The sequence below is a fragment of the Bacillus sp. Cr_A10 genome (assembly GCF_029222665.1).
Classification (GTDB): domain Bacteria; phylum Bacillota; class Bacilli; order Bacillales_A; family Planococcaceae; genus Psychrobacillus.
Genome location: NZ_JARHXR010000009.1, coordinates 730,790 through 749,821 on the forward strand (window position 1 = coordinate 730,790; position 19,032 = coordinate 749,821).

Genomic DNA, 19,032 nt, shown 5'->3' on the forward strand with positions numbered 1-19,032 from the left:
GTTTCTTCAAATTCAAGGCAGCAAATGTAAATCCATAACTTATATCATTGTAATTATCCAATATAACGATTGGAGCGGAGGCGGCGACTCCAGCGGGAAAAGCGGGACAGCCGAGACCCTGGACTGAGCTTTGCGAAGGAAGCGGCTCGGCCCCGCCCGCGGAAAGCGTCCGCCGCGAGCGGAAATCGTAATTCTATTTATCAATTTTTTTATTTTAATAGAAAAAAGACTATAGAAAAACTCAAAATCCTTAAAGTTTGTCTACAGTCTTACCTATAAATTTTATACTCAAACATTTTTTGCTATTTTGTATTTTTAACCGTAATTTTTCCGTTATCTGTTTCTAAACTGATTAAGTTATCACCGTTTCCAAATATAGATTGTTTGTTGGATGAACCGAAGATATCAATCTTACCGTTATCTACATTTGCATCAATTGTAGCATTTTGAGGTTCTTTGTCAGTTTGTATTTCAATAAATCCATTATCTGTTTCCAACTCAATAGATCTTTCTAAATTAGTTGAAAGAAATATGATTCGTCCATTGTTTGTTTCCGCTTTAATCTTACCATCTACTTCTTCCATTAGTATCTGTCCATTATCAGATTCAACATTTACGTTCTCTGCTTGAATATCTTTTAATTGGATAGAACCATTGTTAGTAACTAGAAATGCATCTTTGAAATGCGCATTTTCCACTATGATACGTCCATTTTCCAACTCTGTTTTTAACTCATTGTATTCTTTTTCTGGTACATATACTGTTAACTTAGTATTTAGAGAGGAAAAACCAAACTGAATGAAATCCCAGCGTTTTTCTATTAATTCAATTTCCAACGTATCTCCTTTTACATCAGCGGAAAAATTGTATTTCGTTCTTTTTTTTGATTTTCCTGAGAATACAACTTTTGCTTCTTCGCTTTTCGAAGGTAAAAGTTCTACAGTAGCATTATCAGACGTTATCTGAATATTGTTGTATGATTGATCTTTCACAATTATTTCGTCTGATTTCAGCACGAGTGTATCTTTTAAGTTCAAGACAATATTAATTGCTGCTCCCGCCAATAAAATAAACAATGATATGATAGCAATTTTCTTTAGATTCATCTTCTATATCCCCCAATTAATGGTTTACTTGTTATAACCTTATTATACGGTAGGCAGAAATCATTCCAATGGCCTGAAGAAGTGAAATGATCTCAGCCTTAAGACGTATTTAAAAGTACGTATATAATTGGAGAAACTAAGTTGAAATACTAAATCTGTTGTTCTAATTCTTTCGTTTTTTCGTTTAATAGCTCTGTATATACGGTCAATTCTTCTTTGTTATTGGTTTTTATATATATTGGTTCACCGAAGATAATCGTTGCTTTTTTCATATTCCATAACTCTTTTAGTGTACGCGGTCCAACGTAAAGTGCAGGAATAATTGGTGCTTTAGCTAAATTGCTTATCGTAACAGCACCTCTTTTTAAAGGCACTTCCTCAGCAGTGCGTGTGCCGCTCGGAAATATTCCAACTACTTCTCCAGCTTTTAATAATTTTACAGGTTTCTTTATGCTGCTTGGAGAAGTATTTTCTCTGTCCACAGGAAATGCATTTATTTTTTTCAAAAATGAACCAACTATTTTATTTTGAAAAAGCTCTTTCTTTGCCATAAAATGAATCGGACTTGGGATACACATCCCTAGAATTACTATTTCTAACCATCCTCTATGTGTACAAGTAACAATATATCCTTCGTTTTTAGGTAACAAATGCTTGTTTTGAACCTCTACTTTCCCAAACAACCGTACAACTATTTTTGCTAATGTTAATGTAAATCGATACATAATTCTCACCTTTTTTATCATCTAGTTTTAGTACCTAGTGCTAATTATAAAGAATAATTTTAAAAAAACTAGACTTAAGGTTAAAAATAATTAGGTTTGTTGTACCATTTAGGAACGTCTAACGTAAAATTGTCAAACTGATCTAGTGTAAACCTTGTATATCCTTGAAACTTCTCCAACTGTTTAATTGCAATTTCATGGCCCCATACTTCTGCAGACACAATATGCATTGCTGCATACAACCGATGTAATTCCCAAAAAGAGAAAGGGATCTCCTCCATGTTGTGATAACCATCTACTACTCCACATGAATAGGCTTTACTTGTCTGTACATTAAAATATTCCATCTTATAAAATTCATTGATAGGATCTGCATATCGTATTTTTTGCATATCAATTAAGCCAGAAAATCGGTTTTCATCGATTAATATATTACCAGGATGAAAATCATAATGTTGAATACTACTTGGTCGATTTTTTAATAAATGAAGATTTTCCTTTATAAATGGCAATATGCATTTATATTTAGGATTTTTTCTAACAATTTCTTCAAACAGCGGTGCTTGTCTAGCTATTCTATTTCCCCATGTTTCATCCCAACTTGGATACCCTACAGGAGCTGAAATACTATGCATGTTCTTAAGTGTCTTTCCTACCTGCAGGCCAATTTCGTATTGAGTCGTTTCGCTTTTACTCGGCAAGGCAGTTTCCCCATTTTCTCCATTTATATAGTCCAAAATCATATAGGCTTTGTCATTAAAAACTCCGATATTATGTACAAATGGAATATGGGAATCGAGTGCATGAACAGCATTTATTAGTTCCGCTTGCATTTCTAACTTTTTTATATCTGTTTGTGGAGAAAAACGAAGTAAATATATTCCATCTACACACCATTTCTCGTCTTCCGAATAACCTTCATCTATTTTTTGATAAGATGTACATTTTTTTAGAAATGGAATATCTGGTTTAAACATCATTTACCTCCTTCTAATTTTGTTTTTTAAAAATTCCAACACTAGCATTAATATTACTAAATTATTACACCCAATGACACAACAAAAAAACCAATCTGCTCTTCTTTTAAAAGAAAAGAGACTGGCTTTTGAATGAATCCGAATTTTTTATACAGCTTTCAAATTCAAGAACACGTTTATAGCAAACATAATAACGCTGAACACAACTAATACCCCACCGATTGCTGTAAAAACAGTTGCTATTTGAGCTCCATTTAATATTAGAACTGCCAAAGCTATCATCATCATAGGAAGCCCAATATTGCTGCTCCAGAAGTGTAACTTAGTATACAAGTTGTTGCTTGTACTTGGGAATAAGTGATACACAAAACCTGCTAGAGCAAAAGAAGCCCATCCTATCAGATTAATGTGTACATGTACTCCTTTTAATGCATAGTCATGCACCATAGACATGTAAAGACCTAAGATCACCCCTATGGAAAAATAAACAACCGAAATCTTAATAAATTTAATACCCATTTTTCTCGTTTTCCTCCATTGAAATAGAATAATAAAATAAGTGCTTATATATTCTATTAGGAGAATAAAGTGAGTATTATTATCAAAGTTACTTATTAATTCCACGTATCATCTAATTTATCTGAATAAAAACGGATCGCTTTTTGGTAACGTATAATCTCTTCATCGTTTGTAGAATCCAGCAAACTGGATAGTAGTATTTCCATAGCCTTATTATGTTCGTTTAGGTTGTAAAGAGTCATCGAGTAAAATACTTTTATTGCCTTATTGTTTGGGAACAAGTTAAGCCCTTTAAGAAATATCTTTTTTGATTTCTCGTATTCTCCTAATGTTCTATATGTACTTCCCAAGCCTAATATAGCACCTTCTAATTCTTCTGTAGGGAGTCCATATTCAATCGCTCTTTCGTAATAAGGTGCAGCTTTTACTTCTTCCCCTAAAACATCAAAGCTCCAGGCACATTGATATTGAAGTATAGCTTCAGTAGGAAATGCTTCTGCTAACTTGATCAACAACTGATTTGATTCCTTATTCTTTCCTTCTTCTCTTAATTTAAGCGCAATCTCCATTATTTCATTCAATTTTTGTTCCTCCAGGGTTATGTAGATGGGATTTCTTTTTTAAAATAAGTTAATTCGTGTTTAACTTGAAATCCATAAGCTTTGTATAAATGGACTGCTTTTTGATTTTCTGCTCCTACACATAAAGTAATTTCGTTTAATGAGTCCTTAAAGATTAGATGATTTAAAGCCACTCGTACAAGCTTTGTGCCAACTCCTTGTTTTTGAAATTCAGGATTAACCGATACATATTCTATCAAGCCTTCTCCATGTTTTGGGTCAGCTTCGACATACACATAAGGACCCCACACTTCTGCCTGTTTATTTTCTTCGTCTATATAAAGGCTTATTGCTCCTAAGATTTCCTTATTTTCATATGCAACAATGAACGAATTTGAAGATTCTAAAACAGAAAAGTCGCTAAGAAGTGTTTGGTAAATTTCATTTTCATTTTCTAACCCTCATCTGAAGTGATATTTGAATTCTCTGAAATTATTTATAATTTTAGAATAACAGAAACAACAAAAAATTTTCATTATTATTTTCTTTGGAGTAGTCGTATAGCTCGTTCACTTTGAATATGATTCTAAGACATCACATTTCGGAGGGCTAATAAATGAATTCTTTAATTACCTATTTCCTATTAGGTGTTTCGTTAGCAGCACCTATCGGCCCTGTTAAGGCAACATTATTAAATACTGGTATTAAAAATGGGTTTTATCATGCTTGGTTTTTTGGTTTAGGTGCAATTTTAACAGACATACTTTATATGCTAATGGTATATTTTGGAGTAGCCCAATTCATTGACTCTCCCTATATGAAGACATTTCTTTGGTCTTTCGGTTTTTTTGTCTTAACGTATACAGGGATTGAAAATATCATGACTCTCCATACTATATCAACGGATCCAAAATTTCGAAAAGTGATCCGTTTAAGACACTCTATTTTAGCAGGGTTCTTAATGGCTCTAATGAACCCTTTAACTATTCTATTTTGGTTAGGAATTTATGGTTCGATACTTATTGGGGGAAATGGGAATTTAACTGGATATGAAGTGATCATTTACAGTTTAACCATATTAGTCGGTATCTCTTTAGTAGACTTAATAATGTCTATCCTATCGAGTAGCACGCGAAAAATCTTATCGAGCCCATTTTTGAAAATTATTTCCCTTATCTCCTCGTTATCCATGATTGGATTTGGAATATATTTTGGTATTCAAGCTTATCGTTCCCTTATAAATTTAATAAACTAAATTAACTATTTTACGTTTTTTGTAAAAATATTTTCAAGGATAATACGTTGGTGCATGGGAATCATACCTGTAACAATAAGAAGTTGAGGTGTGATAATGAATAATATAAACAGAGGGGATTCACAGGTTAGTGTATGGTGTATCGTCAGCTTGGCATCAATCCCCCTCGTCATGACTCTTGGAAACTCCATGCTTATACCCGTACTACCTATTTTAGAGAAGAAAGTTGGAATTACATCTTTTCAATCCAGTATGATCATAACAAGTTATTCAATTGCTGCAATTTTACTTATTCCCGTAGCAGGTTATTTATCTGACCGTCTGGGAAGGAAAAAAATTATCTTACCGAGTCTTATTCTTGCACTTATTGGTGGTCTGATAGCTGGATATGCATCATGGAAAATGGAGAATCCTTTTACATGGATTATTATAGGAAGGATTCTACAAGGAATTGGAGCATCTGGAGCTATGCCAATCGTATTACCACTAGTCGGAGACTTATATAAAGATGATGATGAAAAAACAAGCTCGTGTTTAGGAATAATTGAAACTTCGAACACCTTCGGAAAAGTGTTAAGTCCTATCTTAGGATCTGTTTTTGCAGCCATTCTATGGTTTTTACCGTTCTTTTCTATCTCTTTATTCAGCTTGATTTCCATTATCCTAATATTTTTCTTTGTTAAAGTGCCAAAAGATTCCGATGAACCTGTAAAACTCAAAGAATTTATTGGTAATGTAAAGAAAACATTCAAAAAAGAAGGTAAGTGGTTATTTACCGTATTTCTTAATGGAGCTTTCGTAATGCTTATATTATTTGGAGTTCTTTTCTTTTTATCCGAGATGCTAGAAATAACACACAACATAAAAGGGATTAAGAAAGGTTTCGTAATTGCTATTCCTCTACTGTTACTTTGTATTTCATCATTTATTACCGGTAGAAACATTAAGGGTGATATTAAGACCATCAAAAGAATGATGGTACTAAGTTTAATTATTACCTCTGCAAGTGTCGTCTTCGTCGGTTTTGTAAAAGAAAAACTTATTCTTCTATTAATCGTAACGAGTATTGTAGGTATTGCTATAGGTGCACTTTTACCCGTTCTAGATGCAATTATAACTGAGAACATTAGAAAAGAAGAACGTGGAACAGTCTCTTCTTTTTATAGCTCTGCAAGGTTTATAGGTGTTGCTGCTGGCCCTCCTATCATGTCCTTAGTAATGAAAAACTACCTCAATATAAGTTATATTATTGGAGGGATCATTGGCCTTCTTCTTTTATTTTTGGTATTTAAATACGTTAAAGTTGATGAGTTTGAAAGCAAATCGACGTCAAAATAAATAAAAGGATCGAACAGCTTATTACGCTGAAGCGATCCTTTTTATATTTAATCTGACTTTAAACTAAAAATGATAAGGAATATTCCTGCAAAAAGACAAATAATTCGTGTAAGAGATATTTTTTCAGCTAATCCAGATAGTCCAATTGCTGTAGTAACGATTAAAACAGTTGGTCCAACTAGAGCAAGTAATGTATTAATATAAAATGCTTTTTCTAAATCATTAAATTTTAGCATAAATAAAGCAGCTGTTATTTCTATACTTCCTGAAATCAATCTTAGTAAAATGATAAAAAATAGCGCCTTTTCTATTAAAATGAATACCCGCTCCCCAACTTATTATAACCCACTACTATATATATACGAGTTAATACAAACGATTATGCAAATTAAAAAGGTGCTAAATCTAAAGTTGGGGTGTGGTAATATTGTTCAAATAATTTCACTGCACCCTTTCTTGATAAGGGCGCGATGATTTTCGCTACGGGTAGGACGCTTACCCCGGGCACGGCTTCAACTAATTTTTTTCAGCTCGTGCTGTTCCCGGTGGTGTCGCCTCCCTTTCGCTACATACAAAGCTGCTATCCAAGATGATTTCCTACTTTTTTATATAAATGACTAAGTAAAATCTTCGCCTTAAAATACTCGAACTTACTATATCCATCGTCATTTCCATTAATAACTTTTAAATGAATTATTAATACCTTCTAAAAAACCATTCGAATAGGCAAATGCATAACTATTTAAATCTCTACATGCAAATTATTATAAGTATTAATCGTTCATAGATTATGATATGGAAACTTGTTTTTTGGAAGCTTGTATAAGCTCGACTATTTTCTTCTTGTTATTCAAGTGGAACGCTTCTACTATTGCACTTCCCACAATTACACCATCTGTAATAGCACCCATGGATACTACTTGTTCTGGCGAGGAGATTCCGAATCCTGCGAGTACTGGAATAGGACATAGTTCTTTTAATAATATTAAATGTTGCGCTAGCTGTTCATCAAAACCATTTCGAACGCCAGTAATACCATTTACAGTAACTGCATAAATAAAACCTTCCCCTAATGCAATAATTTTTGCAATACGCTCAGGTGGGCTTGTCAAAGATACTAGTGGAACTAGTGCTATATCAGTATCTTGAAGGGACACTCTTAGTTGATTACTTTCTTCGACAGGTACATCCGGAACGATCAATCCAGCAATACCAATTCGTTGACAGTCTTTCGAAAATGTTTCTAAACCATAACTTAAAATCGGGTTGAAATATGTCATTAATATAAGTGGAATATGAACTTTTTCATGAAAAGAATCTAACGCTTGAATAATTAATCGAAGATTTGTACCATTGGCAAGTGAACGTTCTCCAGCTCTTTGTATTGTAGGACCATCTGCTACAGGATCAGAAAAAGGAATTCCCACTTCAATGGCAGTTGCTCCATTTTCTTGAAGAAAGAGAATTTGCTCTTGTAATAATTCAAGACCTCCGTCACCAGCCATTATATACGGAATAAACGCTTTTTCACCTTTTGTAAGTACTGCCTCAATTTCCGCTGTTAGTTTTGTTTTAGTCATTTTCCTGCACCTCCTAACGCATCTCGTACTGTTTGAACATCTTTATCGCCACGTCCAGATAAACATATTACCAAAATTTGTTCTGCATTCATTTCCTTCGCTAATTTTGCAGCAAAATGAACAGCATGAGAACTCTCTAAAGCTGGAATAATACCTTCCTTTTTTGAAAGTAATTGTAGGCCTTCGAGTGCCTCTGAATCTGTTACAGATGTATATTTCACACGTCCTATATCATGTAAATAACTATGTTCAGGTCCAACTGCTGGATAATCTAAACCTGCTGAAATAGAGTGTGCTTCTTGGATAAATCCATTTTCATCTTGTAAAATATACATATATGCTCCATGCAATACGCCTTCTTTTGCTTCTGCAGTTGCTGAAGCATGTAAACCTGAAGCGATACCACTTCCGCCTGCCTCTACACCGTATAAAGATACTGTATCATCCTCAACAAAAGGGTGGAACATACCGATTGCATTACTTCCGCCACCTACACATGCAACTACAGCGTCTGGTAATCTTCCTTCCTTTTCGAAAATTTGCTTTCGAGTTTCAACACCTATTACACGTTGAAAATCTCGAACAATTCTAGGAAATGGATGTGGCCCAAGGGCAGAACCTAAAATATAGTGGGTATCTTCTACATTGGATACCCAGTACCGAAGTGCTTCATTGACAGCATCTTTAAGAGTCCCTGAGCCTTGATCAACTGAAACGACCTTCGCCCCAAGCAACTCCATCCGAAATACGTTTAATTCTTGTCTACGGACATCTTCTTTTCCCATAAAAACAACGCAATCCATGTCGAATAATGCACATACAGTTGCAGTTGCAACACCATGCTGACCTGCTCCTGTTTCTGCAACAATTTTATTTTTCCCCATACGTTTTGCAAGTATTGCCTGACCAATCGTATTATTGATCTTATGTGCTCCTGTATGGTTTAAATCTTCTCGTTTTAGGTATATTTTCGCTCCACCAATTGCTTGTGTAAGTCTTTCTGCAAAATAAAGAGGTGTTTCACGTCCACTATATTCCTTTAAATAGTAATTCAATTCTTCTAAAAAAGATGGATCCGCAATTGCCTCATCATACGCTAGTTCTAATTCATTCAATGCAGTCATTAAAGTTTCAGGAACGTACTGTCCGCCAAAACGACCATATCTACCAGCTTTTACTTCCTCATTAGTTTTGACCATTTGCTTCTCTCTCCTCATCTTTAACAGCTTTAATAAATGCTCGAATCAGCTCGCTATTTTTTTTACCGTCTATTTCTACCCCACTTGAGACATCTACCATATAAGGATTTACACGTTTTATGGCCTCTTTCACATTTGTAGGATTTAATCCTCCAGCTAATATTATCTTTTCTTGCTTGACCTCGTGCCCTTTCATTAATCGCCAATCAAACACAATACCACTACCAGCTTGTGGGGCATCAAACAATAAATAATCTGTGTCGTACTGCTTGGCTCGCTCAACATCTTCCTCACTTCTTACAGAAAATGCTTTTATGGAAGGGTAATTATGCACTTGAATGAATTCTGGCGTTTCAATGCCATGGTACTGAACAATATCTAATGCTACTTCCCTTACAGTATCTTCTAATTCCTGAGCTGTCGGGTTAACAAATACCCCTACCTTTAATACGCCTACTGGAACCTCTTTGGCTAATTCTTTCGCCTGTTTAATCGTAAGTTTTCGTTTACTTGGTGCAAATACAAAACCAACTGCGTCAGCACCAGCATCAATCGCTGCTCTTACATCCTCTTTTTCCATCAATCCACATATCTTTACTTTCGTCATTTGGCTATAACACCACACTTAACTTGTAAAGAACTTATTGCATTTTTGATATCTCCACTTCTCATAAGCGATTCTCCTACAAGGACACCACTCGCTCCATATCCTGCAACTTTAGATGCGTCCTCAGAAGTCCAAATACCACTTTCACTTATTAATACACGTTCCTCATGGAAAGGAAAGATAGATGCAATTTCTTCGGTACGAGCTAAATCGACCTCAAATGTACGCAAATCTCGATTATTTACCCCAATAAGCTTCGCATCGAGCTGTAGGGCACGTTTCAATTCCTCTACATCATGTACTTCCATTAATACTTCAAGCCCTTGATCATTTGCATACGAATAAAGTTTAGCTAACTCTTCTTCACTGAGCGCCGCTACAATAAGTAAAACAACAGAGGAACCTGCATTTTTAGCGTAATCTATTTGAATAGGATGTATTACAAAATCTTTACACAATATTGGGATTGGCACAGTTCGAGCTACCTCTTCTAAATCAGAAAAAGTTCCTTTGAAGAAGGGGGTATCAGTTAATACGGATATACAAGCAGCTCCAGCTTGGTAATAGGCTGTAGCTTGTTCGCTAGGATTTACACCTTCTGCTATCAATCCCTTCGACGGGGAAGCACGTTTTATTTCCGAAATTACTTGTAAATGATTATTTTGATACATAACTTCAAAAAGTGAAGGTCTTGTAATTTGTATATTTTTCTTTTGCAAATTCTCTTTTAACATTTCCTCAATTTGGTCCTTCTTCTTTTCTAGAATCTTATCTAAAATAGTTGTCATGACACAACCTCCTGCATAACCGCTTTTTTACTGAAAGCAATTACTGCCTCTAATTTTTCTAGCGCTTTTCCAGATAGAATAGTATCAGACGCTATTTTAACTCCTTCTTGGATAGTGCTCGCGATGCCGCTCGCAAAGAGGCCGATACCACTATTGAATAGGACGGTATCTAAATAAGGACTACTTTCTCCCTGAAGAACTTTTCGCATAATTTTTGCATTTGCTTTTCCGTCTCCTCCACGTATTGCTGTAACAGGGGCAGATGATAATCCAACATCATCTGGTGTAATGGTAAATGGGATCAGATCACCTTTGTCTACGAGAACCAATTTGTTTTTGCCTGCTAAGGATGCTTCATCCATACCTCCAGCTCCACTTACGACAATAGCTCTTTCTCTTCCAAGTATTCGTAGTACTTCTGCATATTCCATCGTGAAATCTGTTCTATTTATTCCTGTATATTGTGTTTTAAGTGCCACAGGATTCGTTAAAGGTCCAACTAGATTGAATATAGTTGGTTTTCCTATTTGCTTTCGCGCATTACTAATACGTTTTAACTTTGGATGAACATTCGGTGCATATAAAAAAGTAAGACCTTCTTGTTTTAACAGTTCAATTGATGCTTCAGCACCGATAGAAGGTTGAATTCCTATAGCTTCTAATACATCTGAGCTACCTGCTGCACTTGAGATTTTTCTATTTCCATGCTTGGCAATAGTCGCTCCGGCACTTGCTAGAACAAATGCTGATGTTGTACTAATGTTAAAGCTATTTAAACCATCTCCACCTGTACCACAGTTATCCATATATTCCCCAGGTGGTTCATTAAGCTGGATTGCAAAAGACTTCATTACTGTAGCAAGAGCAGCAACTTCTACAGCTGTTTCTCCTTTTTTCGAAAGAGCAATTAAAAAATCAACAATATCTTGTAAATTGGTATTTTCTTGAAACATCAGACGAGATGCCTCCACCATTTCGTCATACAATAATTGCTCTTGCTTCTCTACTTTTTCAATAAAATCTCTCATCTCAATCTCTCCTCTTCTCATCTCAACTAATTTCTTATAATCAATATGCATTTGCATATCTGTGTCTCGATTTATTTAAAGTGTTGTTTCGTATAAAAAATCTGAGACAACTGCAAGTGCTTTGATTTCTAAAAAACAAAAAAAGCCCTCTTCAAAGGAATTCAGAAGAATCCCTTTGAAGAGGACGGTTTTGACCGCGTTGCCACCTCTAGTTGGAGCTTAATGCTCCCACTTCATTATCCTGTAACGTAGGAAATACGTCTACCTCTAAAACGAATAGTCGTTCTCAAGATAGCTCTCATAAGTCCATTCACACTAGATACAAATCAGTTCTCACCAACCACTGACTCTCTTCATTGCAAACTAATGCTACTCTTCTTATTCAAACAATTTCTCAGCTATGCTCATCTAATCTCAGCTCGTCTGTTCAATGGGCGAAACCGCTATCGGTTTCTTCTACCCGTATCCGAACATAAAAGTTACTACTATGATAGTAGGAATACTTCCAATTGTCAAATTATTTTTTTGTTTTAGACAAACTCTAATTTATTTATATCTAGAATAGATTAGTTGGTTTTCCGAAGCTTCCGTGGGCGAGCGATGAGCCTCATCCTTCTCTTCGCTTGAGGGCACTGATAAAGTCCTCAATGAGATTTCATAACAGTATTTGAACGACAAGTGTTCACATACTCGATTTTTATTTTGTACCCGTTAAATTACGTTCCAGGCGGACGCGTTCCGCCGGCATGGCTTCAGCCGCTTCCCTCGCTACGCTCAGTCCAGGGTCTTCAGCTCATGCAATTCCGGCTGGAGTCGCCGCCTTCCACTTCAATTAACTATTATCCACTTTTCAATTATGAAATCTTCATACATAATAGAGCAAGTTTTTATCACTTACGTTATTCAAATAGTATTTATAGAAAATCGTTGAAAAAGGCGACACTCCTGCGGGAATAGCGTTAGCCGAAGACCCCGCAGCGTAGCGAGGAGGCTAAGGCAACGCCCGCGGAAAGGGAGCCGTTTCAACGATTTTCTTATTTATCGGGCGACACTTTTTAGAGTCAAATTCTATAGACTTTTTCAGTGCCATTGCTTCACTCCAGAAGGGTATCAACTCTTTCACTTTCACGCAGGAATCGACCGGACGCTTCTCCAAACTAATAAAATGCTACCTTTTTATTTTCTATATACTTTGAAAGAATAATCTCAAGTTAAAAAGATGACAAATAATCATAATAATGAACAAGACCAATTAGGAGCTGCCGTCTTCAAGCTGAGGTACTTGTAGTTAATCTAGTATCTGATTTCTATCGCATAATTTCAATTTGTCGGAACAAGTTGTATTAATATTGTATGATTTCCTATTACAATTTCTGTACCAACCATTTCATTTTGAGTAAATGTTAAACTATTCATCAACAAGTTTTGTTGCAGCATGTTCTTAAACTTTTCAATTACAATTTGTAGCTCATCATCCGTTTTTACTATTATATCTACACGCATATCTATTGGTAGCTTTAACTGTTTTCTATATGACTGTATCGCTCTTATTAATTCACGTGCCATTCCCTCTTGAATCAGTTCTTCAGTTAATGAAAGGTCTAATGTAACTGTATAATCTCCACTTGTAGCAGAAGCATAGCCTTGCTTCGCTACTTTTTCAATCTGCACATCTTCTACTAAAACTTGTAATTCTTCAGCGTTTCTCATATTTAAATAACCAATTTGTATAAATTTTTTCACTTGTTCTTCGTCTAAGTTTTGTAGAAAAGTATTAATTGTATTAGATTGATTTCCAAACTTCGCACCAGATTTTTTAAAATTCAGCTTTAATTTAGTAAAAACAAACTGATCATCATTATCTATTACTCGAAATAGCTTTACATTCAACTCTTCTTTGATGATATCTTCGTATAAGTCCCAGTTTACATCTTGTTGCGAACTCATTAGAGATAAACTTCCTAATGGTTGTTTTATTTTCAATGAAGTTGTATTCCTTATACTCCTTCCTAACTCCACTACTTGAAGGACTGCATCCATTTCTTTCTCAAGCTTCTGATTTATGAAGTGTTCTTTAGATTTAGGAAAATCTGATAAATGTACACTTTTACCTGTCAAGTCCATAAACACATCTTCTGCTATAAACGGCGTTAATGGTGCTAATAATTGACTAGTTTTTGTTAAAACTTCATAGAGCGTTTTATATGCAGCTGCTTTGTCCGAATTCATGCCATTTGACCAAAATCGTTCTCGGGATCGTCTAACATACCAATTGCTTAGTTCTTCTAATAGCTTTGCGATTTCCCTTGCAGCGTTTGTAAAATGATAAGCATCAAAGTTCATTCGAGCTATTTTAATAGTGCTATGCAATCGTGATAATATCCATTCATCCAATTTGTTATTTTTTACTTCATATTGCGCACCTGGACTATAGTTATCCAAATTAGTATATAAAGAATAGAAACTATGCACATTATCTAATGTATCGACTAATTTGGATTTAGCCTCTTGTACAATCCGTTCTGAAAAACGTTTAGTATTCCATGGTGCACTGTCAACTAATAACGCCCATCTTAATGCATCTGCTCCGTATTTTTGAATTAACTCTACTGGATCTAGTGCATTCCCTTTACTTTTAGACATTTTTTGTCCATTTTCATCTAAAATATGACCTGTAGAAATTACACGTTTATAAGGTGCTTTTCCCGTAAATAAAGTGGATACGGCGAGTAAGCTGTAAAACCACCCTCGAGTTTGATCGATTCCTTCAATAACTACATCTGCAGGAAATTGTTTTTCAAATAACTCTTTATTTTCAAAGGGATAGTGATATTGTGCAAATGGCATTGAACCACTATCAAACCAAACATCAATTACTTCTGGTGTCCTGATCATCGTGCCGTTACAACATACACAATTCAACTTAATGTTATCTACATATGGTTTGTGCAATTCAATCTCATCAAAAGGCTGTATTGAGAGAAGTTTTAATTCTTCAATACTTTTGGGTGCAATTTCATGCTTACATTCCTCACATTCCCAAATATTCAGAGGTGTTCCCCAATAGCGTTTTCGACTGATGTTCCAGTCTACCATCTGCTCTAAAAAGTTTCCAAACCTGCCATGTTTAATATGCTCCGGGTGCCAAGTGACACCTTCATTATTACGTAAAAATTGATCTTTTAGAGCTGTTGTTTTGATAAACCAGCTTTCACTTGCATAATACAAAAGAGGCGAATCACAACGCCAGCAATGCGGATAACTGTGTTCGTATTTTTCTTTATTGAAAAGTAATTCTCTTTCCGCAAGATTACGAACAATATCCACATCACAATCTTTTACAAACCTTCCTTCAAAGCCTTTTACATCAGAAGTATACATTCCTTTTTCATCTACAACATTGATGAAGGATAATTCGTTTTCTTTCACTACTTTATAATCCTCTTCCCCGTAAGCTGGAGCAATATGAACGATGCCTGTTCCACTTTCTGATGATACATAATCAGCCAATACCACTTTATGTCCTTTTTCCACATCAACAAAATTAAATAGAGGTATATAAGAAATATCTTTTAAATCTTCCCCTAAATGAATAGAAAGAATCTCAAAATCTTTTGTTAATACAGTGCTAACTAAAGCTTCCGCAACAATATATATGTTTTGCCCTTGTTTTGCTCTAACGTATTTCATCGAAGGGTTAACTGCCAATGCAACATTTGCCGGTAATGTCCAAGGAGTCGTTGTCCATCCAAGAAAATATTCATTTTCTCGATCTGTTATTTTAAATTTTGCGGTAGCAGATAAGTCTTTCACAGTCTTATAACCTTGTGATACCTCATGTGAGCTAAGAGAAGTTTGACAACTAGGACAGTATGGAGAAACCCTATGACCCTTCTGAAGTAATCCTTTTTCATGAATTGTACCTAGTATGTTCCATTCACTTTCAATATAAGTGTTACTTAATGTTAAATATGGATCATCCATATTTACCCAATAACCTAGCTGTTCAGTAAAATTTCGCCACTGCTTTTCATAAGTAAATACACTTTCTTTACACTTTTCAATAAAAGCCTCTACACCATACTTTTCAATCTCGCTTTTCCCAGAAATGCCTAATTGCTTTTCTACTCCAAGCTCGACTGGTAAACCATGTGTATCCCAACCAGCTTTACGTATTACTTGATGTCCAGTCATTGTTTTATACCTTGCAACGACATCTTTAATTGTCCGACCTAATGCATGACCTACATGAGGTAAGCCATTAGCAGTAGGTGGTCCTTCATAAAAGACAAAAGACGGGCTATCTTCTCTGTACTCAATGGATTTCTTAAAGGTTTCACCTTTCAACCATTGCGCTCGAATCCGTGCTTCTCTTTGTAGAACAGTTTCTTTTTCGTTCGATTTAACCATTCGATATCACTCCTATTTTTATTAATAAAACATACAAAAAACCCGTCCCTGTATAAAGGGACGGGTTTAACCGTGATACCACCCTAATTCTATTGGAACTCTCGTTACACAATAGCACTTAGCCACGTACAATCATACGTGTTCCTTTTAACGGTAGACACCCGGTCTCACTTACTCATTTTCAGCTCGACTTCTCAGAGAGGATTTTCATCTATGAACTGAACACCGACTTTCAGCATTTGCCGGCTCTCTTTGGAACAGTTTCAACAACTACTTTTTCTCATCAACGAATTTGTATGGTTTTATTGTGGATAAATTTAACATACATCAAATTGATCTGTCAATTTAATATATGCTTAATTTGTTCCATTTACTCAAATGATCTTCTAACTTTATCTACTCCAATGTTATTTTGAAAATAAATCAAAAAATCTGTCCATTCATCATTTTCAAAAGAAAACTCTGATGAAACCATCCGATTTTAGTATATAGCCACCCGATTATTTAAAAGATCCAACCGATTAATCAGTTGAACCATCCGATTCTCATTAATTTTACATAAAGATGAACCCAATTTATGTAATATAGTTAAAACTAACAAGACACTCATAAGTTTGTTGGAGCCAAGAGGAAGAATCTATTCAATGACTCCTTCAAGCTAATGAGTGTCTGGTTTCAGTACTCAAAATCTCTTTACTAGTAAAATTTTCAAATATACGAATTTTCTATAGTTGTTGGTCTTGGAGTTTCTTCTTCTACCATCTGTTTTGAATTAGTTGTAAAGCTCAAAGCTAAGATGACCATGCTAGAAAGGGCTAAAAATACAATTCTCTTTTTCAATTTATAAATCCTCCCATTTATTAATAAATTTTTCTTTAAATAAAATCTGATTTGATTTTTGATAATATAAACCAGCTGCTTTAAATTTATTTTGTTTAAAAAAGTAATTTGCTAATAAAATAGAATACTTTTGAACATGCCGATCATCTTGGATATTTTCAAAATGATAGATAGCTTCTTTTAGTACCAGTTCAAGTTCTTCGGATAAACTATGGAAAGTTCTATATATTTCTATATGAAAATAATATGAAATATTTTCATTGCTAGAATTTTTTCCCACCTCTATCCTTTCTAAGCCTTTTTGACACCACTTTAGAACTTGTTCATGATCCGCTTGCTTTGAATACTCTTTAATAATGGAAAGAATAGTTATTAGATATCTTTCTGTATTACAAATTTTTTCCTTAGATCTCAAACTACGCTCATAGAACTCAATGGCTTTTTCATGACTCCCCTGAATAGCGTGTAATGAACCTAGATTTTGATAAATCACCCCCTCATAGTGTATAAGTTTATAATCTATTGCTAGCTTTCCAGCAAAATTATAATTCTTTTCTGCTTCTTCATATTTCCTCATTCTTTTATGTGAAATTCCTATAACGATGAAATTATCAATTGCTCTTTCGAACAAAAGATTGTCCTTATAGTAGACCAAAGATTTGGAGGCATAGTTTATTGCGTTAAAAAATTCATTGCATTTAAAGTACGTTAAGCTTAGTACATTATAGTAATCAGCGATCTCCCATTCTTCATTTGTTTCCTTATTTACGAATTTTAATGATTTTTCCAATTGATTTAATGCCTTTTGATAATTTCCATCCAAATAATAATACAGTCCAAGATTAAGATTCATAACAAACTTTTGTTTATCGTCTAAATCATCTTTTATTTTCACAAGGACGTTGTAGGTCGTTTGAAGCTTATCTTCCTCTTCGTTTAAAATTAACTGGAGACGAAACATAAATAGGTGATAACTATAGAAATTATTTAATTGTAAGAAGTAGTGCTTTCTTTTCGTAAACTCTTTCAAGGATGTTCTTATTAAATTTTTATCCCTGCTCAAAATGCCAGTTTTATACAGCTCAAATAACAATGTAATTACCTTATTTTCTTCTTCACTTGAAACTTGATCTATTTCTATTTTTAGTCTTTTGAGTAAAAGCCTTATAACTTCGTCACTTGGAACTGTTGTATTATTTTCAATTTTGCTTAAATAGGATGTAGAGCAGATTCCCTTGGCCAATGTGTTTTGTTTCATACTTTGGTTTATTCTTTCTGATTTTATTATATGACCTATACTACTCATTTTCTTCACCCCTTATGAATTAGTAATGTACTAATTCTTGAAATAAAATAAATATCCTTTCTTAATCGCTCGACTCAAAACGACTATTTCATTGTAGAAATTCATATTAATAGGTAGAAGATTGTTGAATATAGGCGATTTCAATATCCAATTTTTATTACAAAATAGTAATATTTCATTATTACATGAAATTTGTTTGATTTTAGTAGTAATAATCCAGGAAAAAAAAGGTTATTTCCCAACTTATAATTATTCTAAAAATACGAAAAAATTAGTATAATCTAATAAAGATTTATTATTTTATCAATGAAAGGTATTTGAGGTAGTTAGAAGTATTATTTTTTTCGGACAAGTCAGTTTGTCATGATGATAATGTATTTCTCAACAGGTATATCATGTAGTTAGAAGAATGGTGAAATAAAATAAAGAAAGGAGGATACTCATGATTGGGGAGGGAAACATCGTACAATTAATTGGCAACTTCGGATTTCCCATTGTAGTCACTATTTATTTATTACACCGATTTGAGAATAAAATAGAGTCTCTTGAAAATACCATTCACAATATAGCAAATGTTGTTAACAATAGTATTGAAAAAAGAAAGTGATGGTGTAACATGGACGAAAACTGATATCCTGTTGATTAAATAAATTTTTTTAAAATAAACTACTTTTTTCATACGGCAGTTTAGCTTATTTTCACTCTGGACCAACGATACTCTTTTATGAAGATCGACAGTAGTGAAAAGTAATCCATCACGAGTGATAACTCAGACATGGATTACTTTTTTCATG

18 protein-coding genes, 1 pseudogene and 2 other annotated features are annotated in these 19,032 nt (G+C 34.4%); of the genes and pseudogenes, 3 read left to right on the forward strand and 16 right to left on the reverse strand.

The annotated features are described in order from the left end of the window. Positions 1-302: 302 nt before the first annotated feature. The 6 genes from P2Q73_RS10885 to P2Q73_RS10910 form a co-directional block, all read right to left on the reverse strand. Positions 303-1,106, reverse strand: a complete 804-nt coding sequence (locus P2Q73_RS10885; protein WP_275786886.1) for a DUF4097 family beta strand repeat-containing protein — start codon at positions 1,104-1,106, stop codon at positions 303-305. A 149-nt stretch (positions 1,107-1,255) separates the two neighbouring features. After that, entirely contained in the window at positions 1,256-1,831 is a 576-nt protein-coding gene (locus P2Q73_RS10890; protein ID WP_275786889.1) for a lysophospholipid acyltransferase family protein, read from the reverse strand. Between the two features lie 80 nt (positions 1,832-1,911). After that, on the reverse strand, positions 1,912-2,808 hold the full coding sequence (locus P2Q73_RS10895; RefSeq protein WP_275786890.1) for an aminoglycoside phosphotransferase family protein: 897 nt from the start codon (positions 2,806-2,808) through the stop codon (positions 1,912-1,914). A 147-nt stretch (positions 2,809-2,955) separates the two neighbouring features. Beyond that, positions 2,956-3,327: a cytochrome-c oxidase gene (locus P2Q73_RS10900; protein WP_275786892.1), complete on the reverse strand. Its 372-nt coding sequence runs from the start codon at positions 3,325-3,327 to the stop codon at positions 2,956-2,958. A 95-nt stretch (positions 3,328-3,422) separates the two neighbouring features. After that, the gene (locus P2Q73_RS10905) at positions 3,423-3,908 is read right to left on the reverse strand and encodes a tetratricopeptide repeat protein (RefSeq protein WP_275786894.1); all 486 of its coding nucleotides are present in this window, start codon (positions 3,906-3,908) and stop codon (positions 3,423-3,425) included. Positions 3,909-3,925: 17 nt separating this feature from the next. Further along, positions 3,926-4,327 carry a GNAT family N-acetyltransferase gene (locus P2Q73_RS10910; RefSeq protein WP_275787473.1) on the reverse strand — a complete coding sequence of 134 codons (402 nt, stop codon included), beginning with the start codon at positions 4,325-4,327 and terminating at the stop codon, positions 3,926-3,928. A 176-nt stretch (positions 4,328-4,503) separates the two neighbouring features. Here P2Q73_RS10910 and P2Q73_RS10915 point away from each other — a divergent pair, with 176 nt between their 5' ends. Both P2Q73_RS10915 and P2Q73_RS10920 read left to right on the forward strand, forming a co-directional pair. Beyond that, positions 4,504-5,142 carry a LysE family transporter gene (locus P2Q73_RS10915; protein WP_275786896.1) on the forward strand — a complete coding sequence of 213 codons (639 nt, stop codon included), beginning with the start codon at positions 4,504-4,506 and terminating at the stop codon, positions 5,140-5,142. Between the two features lie 96 nt (positions 5,143-5,238). Then, positions 5,239-6,480, forward strand: coding sequence for an MFS transporter (locus P2Q73_RS10920; RefSeq protein WP_172794335.1), 1,242 nt, complete (start codon positions 5,239-5,241; stop codon positions 6,478-6,480). Between the two features lie 47 nt (positions 6,481-6,527). Here P2Q73_RS10920 and P2Q73_RS10925 read toward each other — a convergent pair whose 3' ends face one another. From P2Q73_RS10925 to P2Q73_RS10970, 10 genes and pseudogenes are all read right to left on the reverse strand, one after another. Continuing rightward, positions 6,528-6,797, reverse strand: coding sequence for a YqhV family protein (locus P2Q73_RS10925; RefSeq protein WP_053589571.1), 270 nt, complete (start codon positions 6,795-6,797; stop codon positions 6,528-6,530). Between the two features lie 263 nt (positions 6,798-7,060). Next, a pseudogene (locus P2Q73_RS10930) lies at positions 7,061-7,226 on the reverse strand (transposase); the annotation flags it as partial. 42 nt (positions 7,227-7,268) lie between these two features. Then, entirely contained in the window at positions 7,269-8,060 is a 792-nt protein-coding gene (gene trpA / locus P2Q73_RS10935; protein WP_275786899.1) for a tryptophan synthase subunit alpha, read from the reverse strand. Next, a complete protein-coding gene (gene trpB, locus P2Q73_RS10940; protein WP_275786901.1) occupies positions 8,057-9,259 on the reverse strand; it encodes a tryptophan synthase subunit beta in 1,203 nt (400 codons plus the stop codon). Before trpB ends, trpA begins: the two co-directional genes overlap by 4 nt. Then, positions 9,246-9,866, reverse strand: a complete 621-nt coding sequence (locus tag P2Q73_RS10945; RefSeq protein WP_275786904.1) for a phosphoribosylanthranilate isomerase — start codon at positions 9,864-9,866, stop codon at positions 9,246-9,248. Before P2Q73_RS10945 ends, trpB begins: the two co-directional genes overlap by 14 nt. After that, entirely contained in the window at positions 9,863-10,654 is a 792-nt protein-coding gene (trpC, locus tag P2Q73_RS10950; protein ID WP_275786907.1) for an indole-3-glycerol phosphate synthase TrpC, read from the reverse strand. Before trpC ends, P2Q73_RS10945 begins: the two co-directional genes overlap by 4 nt. Beyond that, positions 10,651-11,682, reverse strand: a complete 1,032-nt coding sequence (gene trpD / locus P2Q73_RS10955; protein ID WP_275786910.1) for an anthranilate phosphoribosyltransferase — start codon at positions 11,680-11,682, stop codon at positions 10,651-10,653. The genes trpC and trpD overlap by 4 nt, the downstream gene beginning before the upstream one ends. Positions 11,683-11,859: 177 nt before the next feature. Beyond that, positions 11,860-12,077, reverse strand: a binding site (T-box leader). Between the two features lie 925 nt (positions 12,078-13,002). Further along, the gene (gene ileS, locus P2Q73_RS10960) at positions 13,003-16,092 is read right to left on the reverse strand and encodes an isoleucine--tRNA ligase (protein ID WP_275786913.1); all 3,090 of its coding nucleotides are present in this window, start codon (positions 16,090-16,092) and stop codon (positions 13,003-13,005) included. 53 nt (positions 16,093-16,145) lie between these two features. Continuing rightward, positions 16,146-16,388, reverse strand: a binding site (T-box leader). 412 nt (positions 16,389-16,800) lie between these two features. Beyond that, positions 16,801-16,932: a hypothetical protein gene (locus P2Q73_RS10965; RefSeq protein ID WP_269432416.1), complete on the reverse strand. Its 132-nt coding sequence runs from the start codon at positions 16,930-16,932 to the stop codon at positions 16,801-16,803. 1 nt (position 16,933) lies between these two features. Further along, positions 16,934-18,238, reverse strand: a complete 1,305-nt coding sequence (locus P2Q73_RS10970) for a helix-turn-helix transcriptional regulator (RefSeq protein ID WP_275786918.1) — start codon at positions 18,236-18,238, stop codon at positions 16,934-16,936. Between the two features lie 442 nt (positions 18,239-18,680). Here P2Q73_RS10970 and P2Q73_RS10975 point away from each other — a divergent pair, with 442 nt between their 5' ends. Beyond that, positions 18,681-18,845 (forward strand): YvrJ family protein, encoded by a 165-nt coding sequence (locus P2Q73_RS10975; protein WP_082355195.1) that lies wholly within the window; start codon positions 18,681-18,683, stop codon positions 18,843-18,845. Positions 18,846-19,032: the final 187 nt, after the last annotated feature.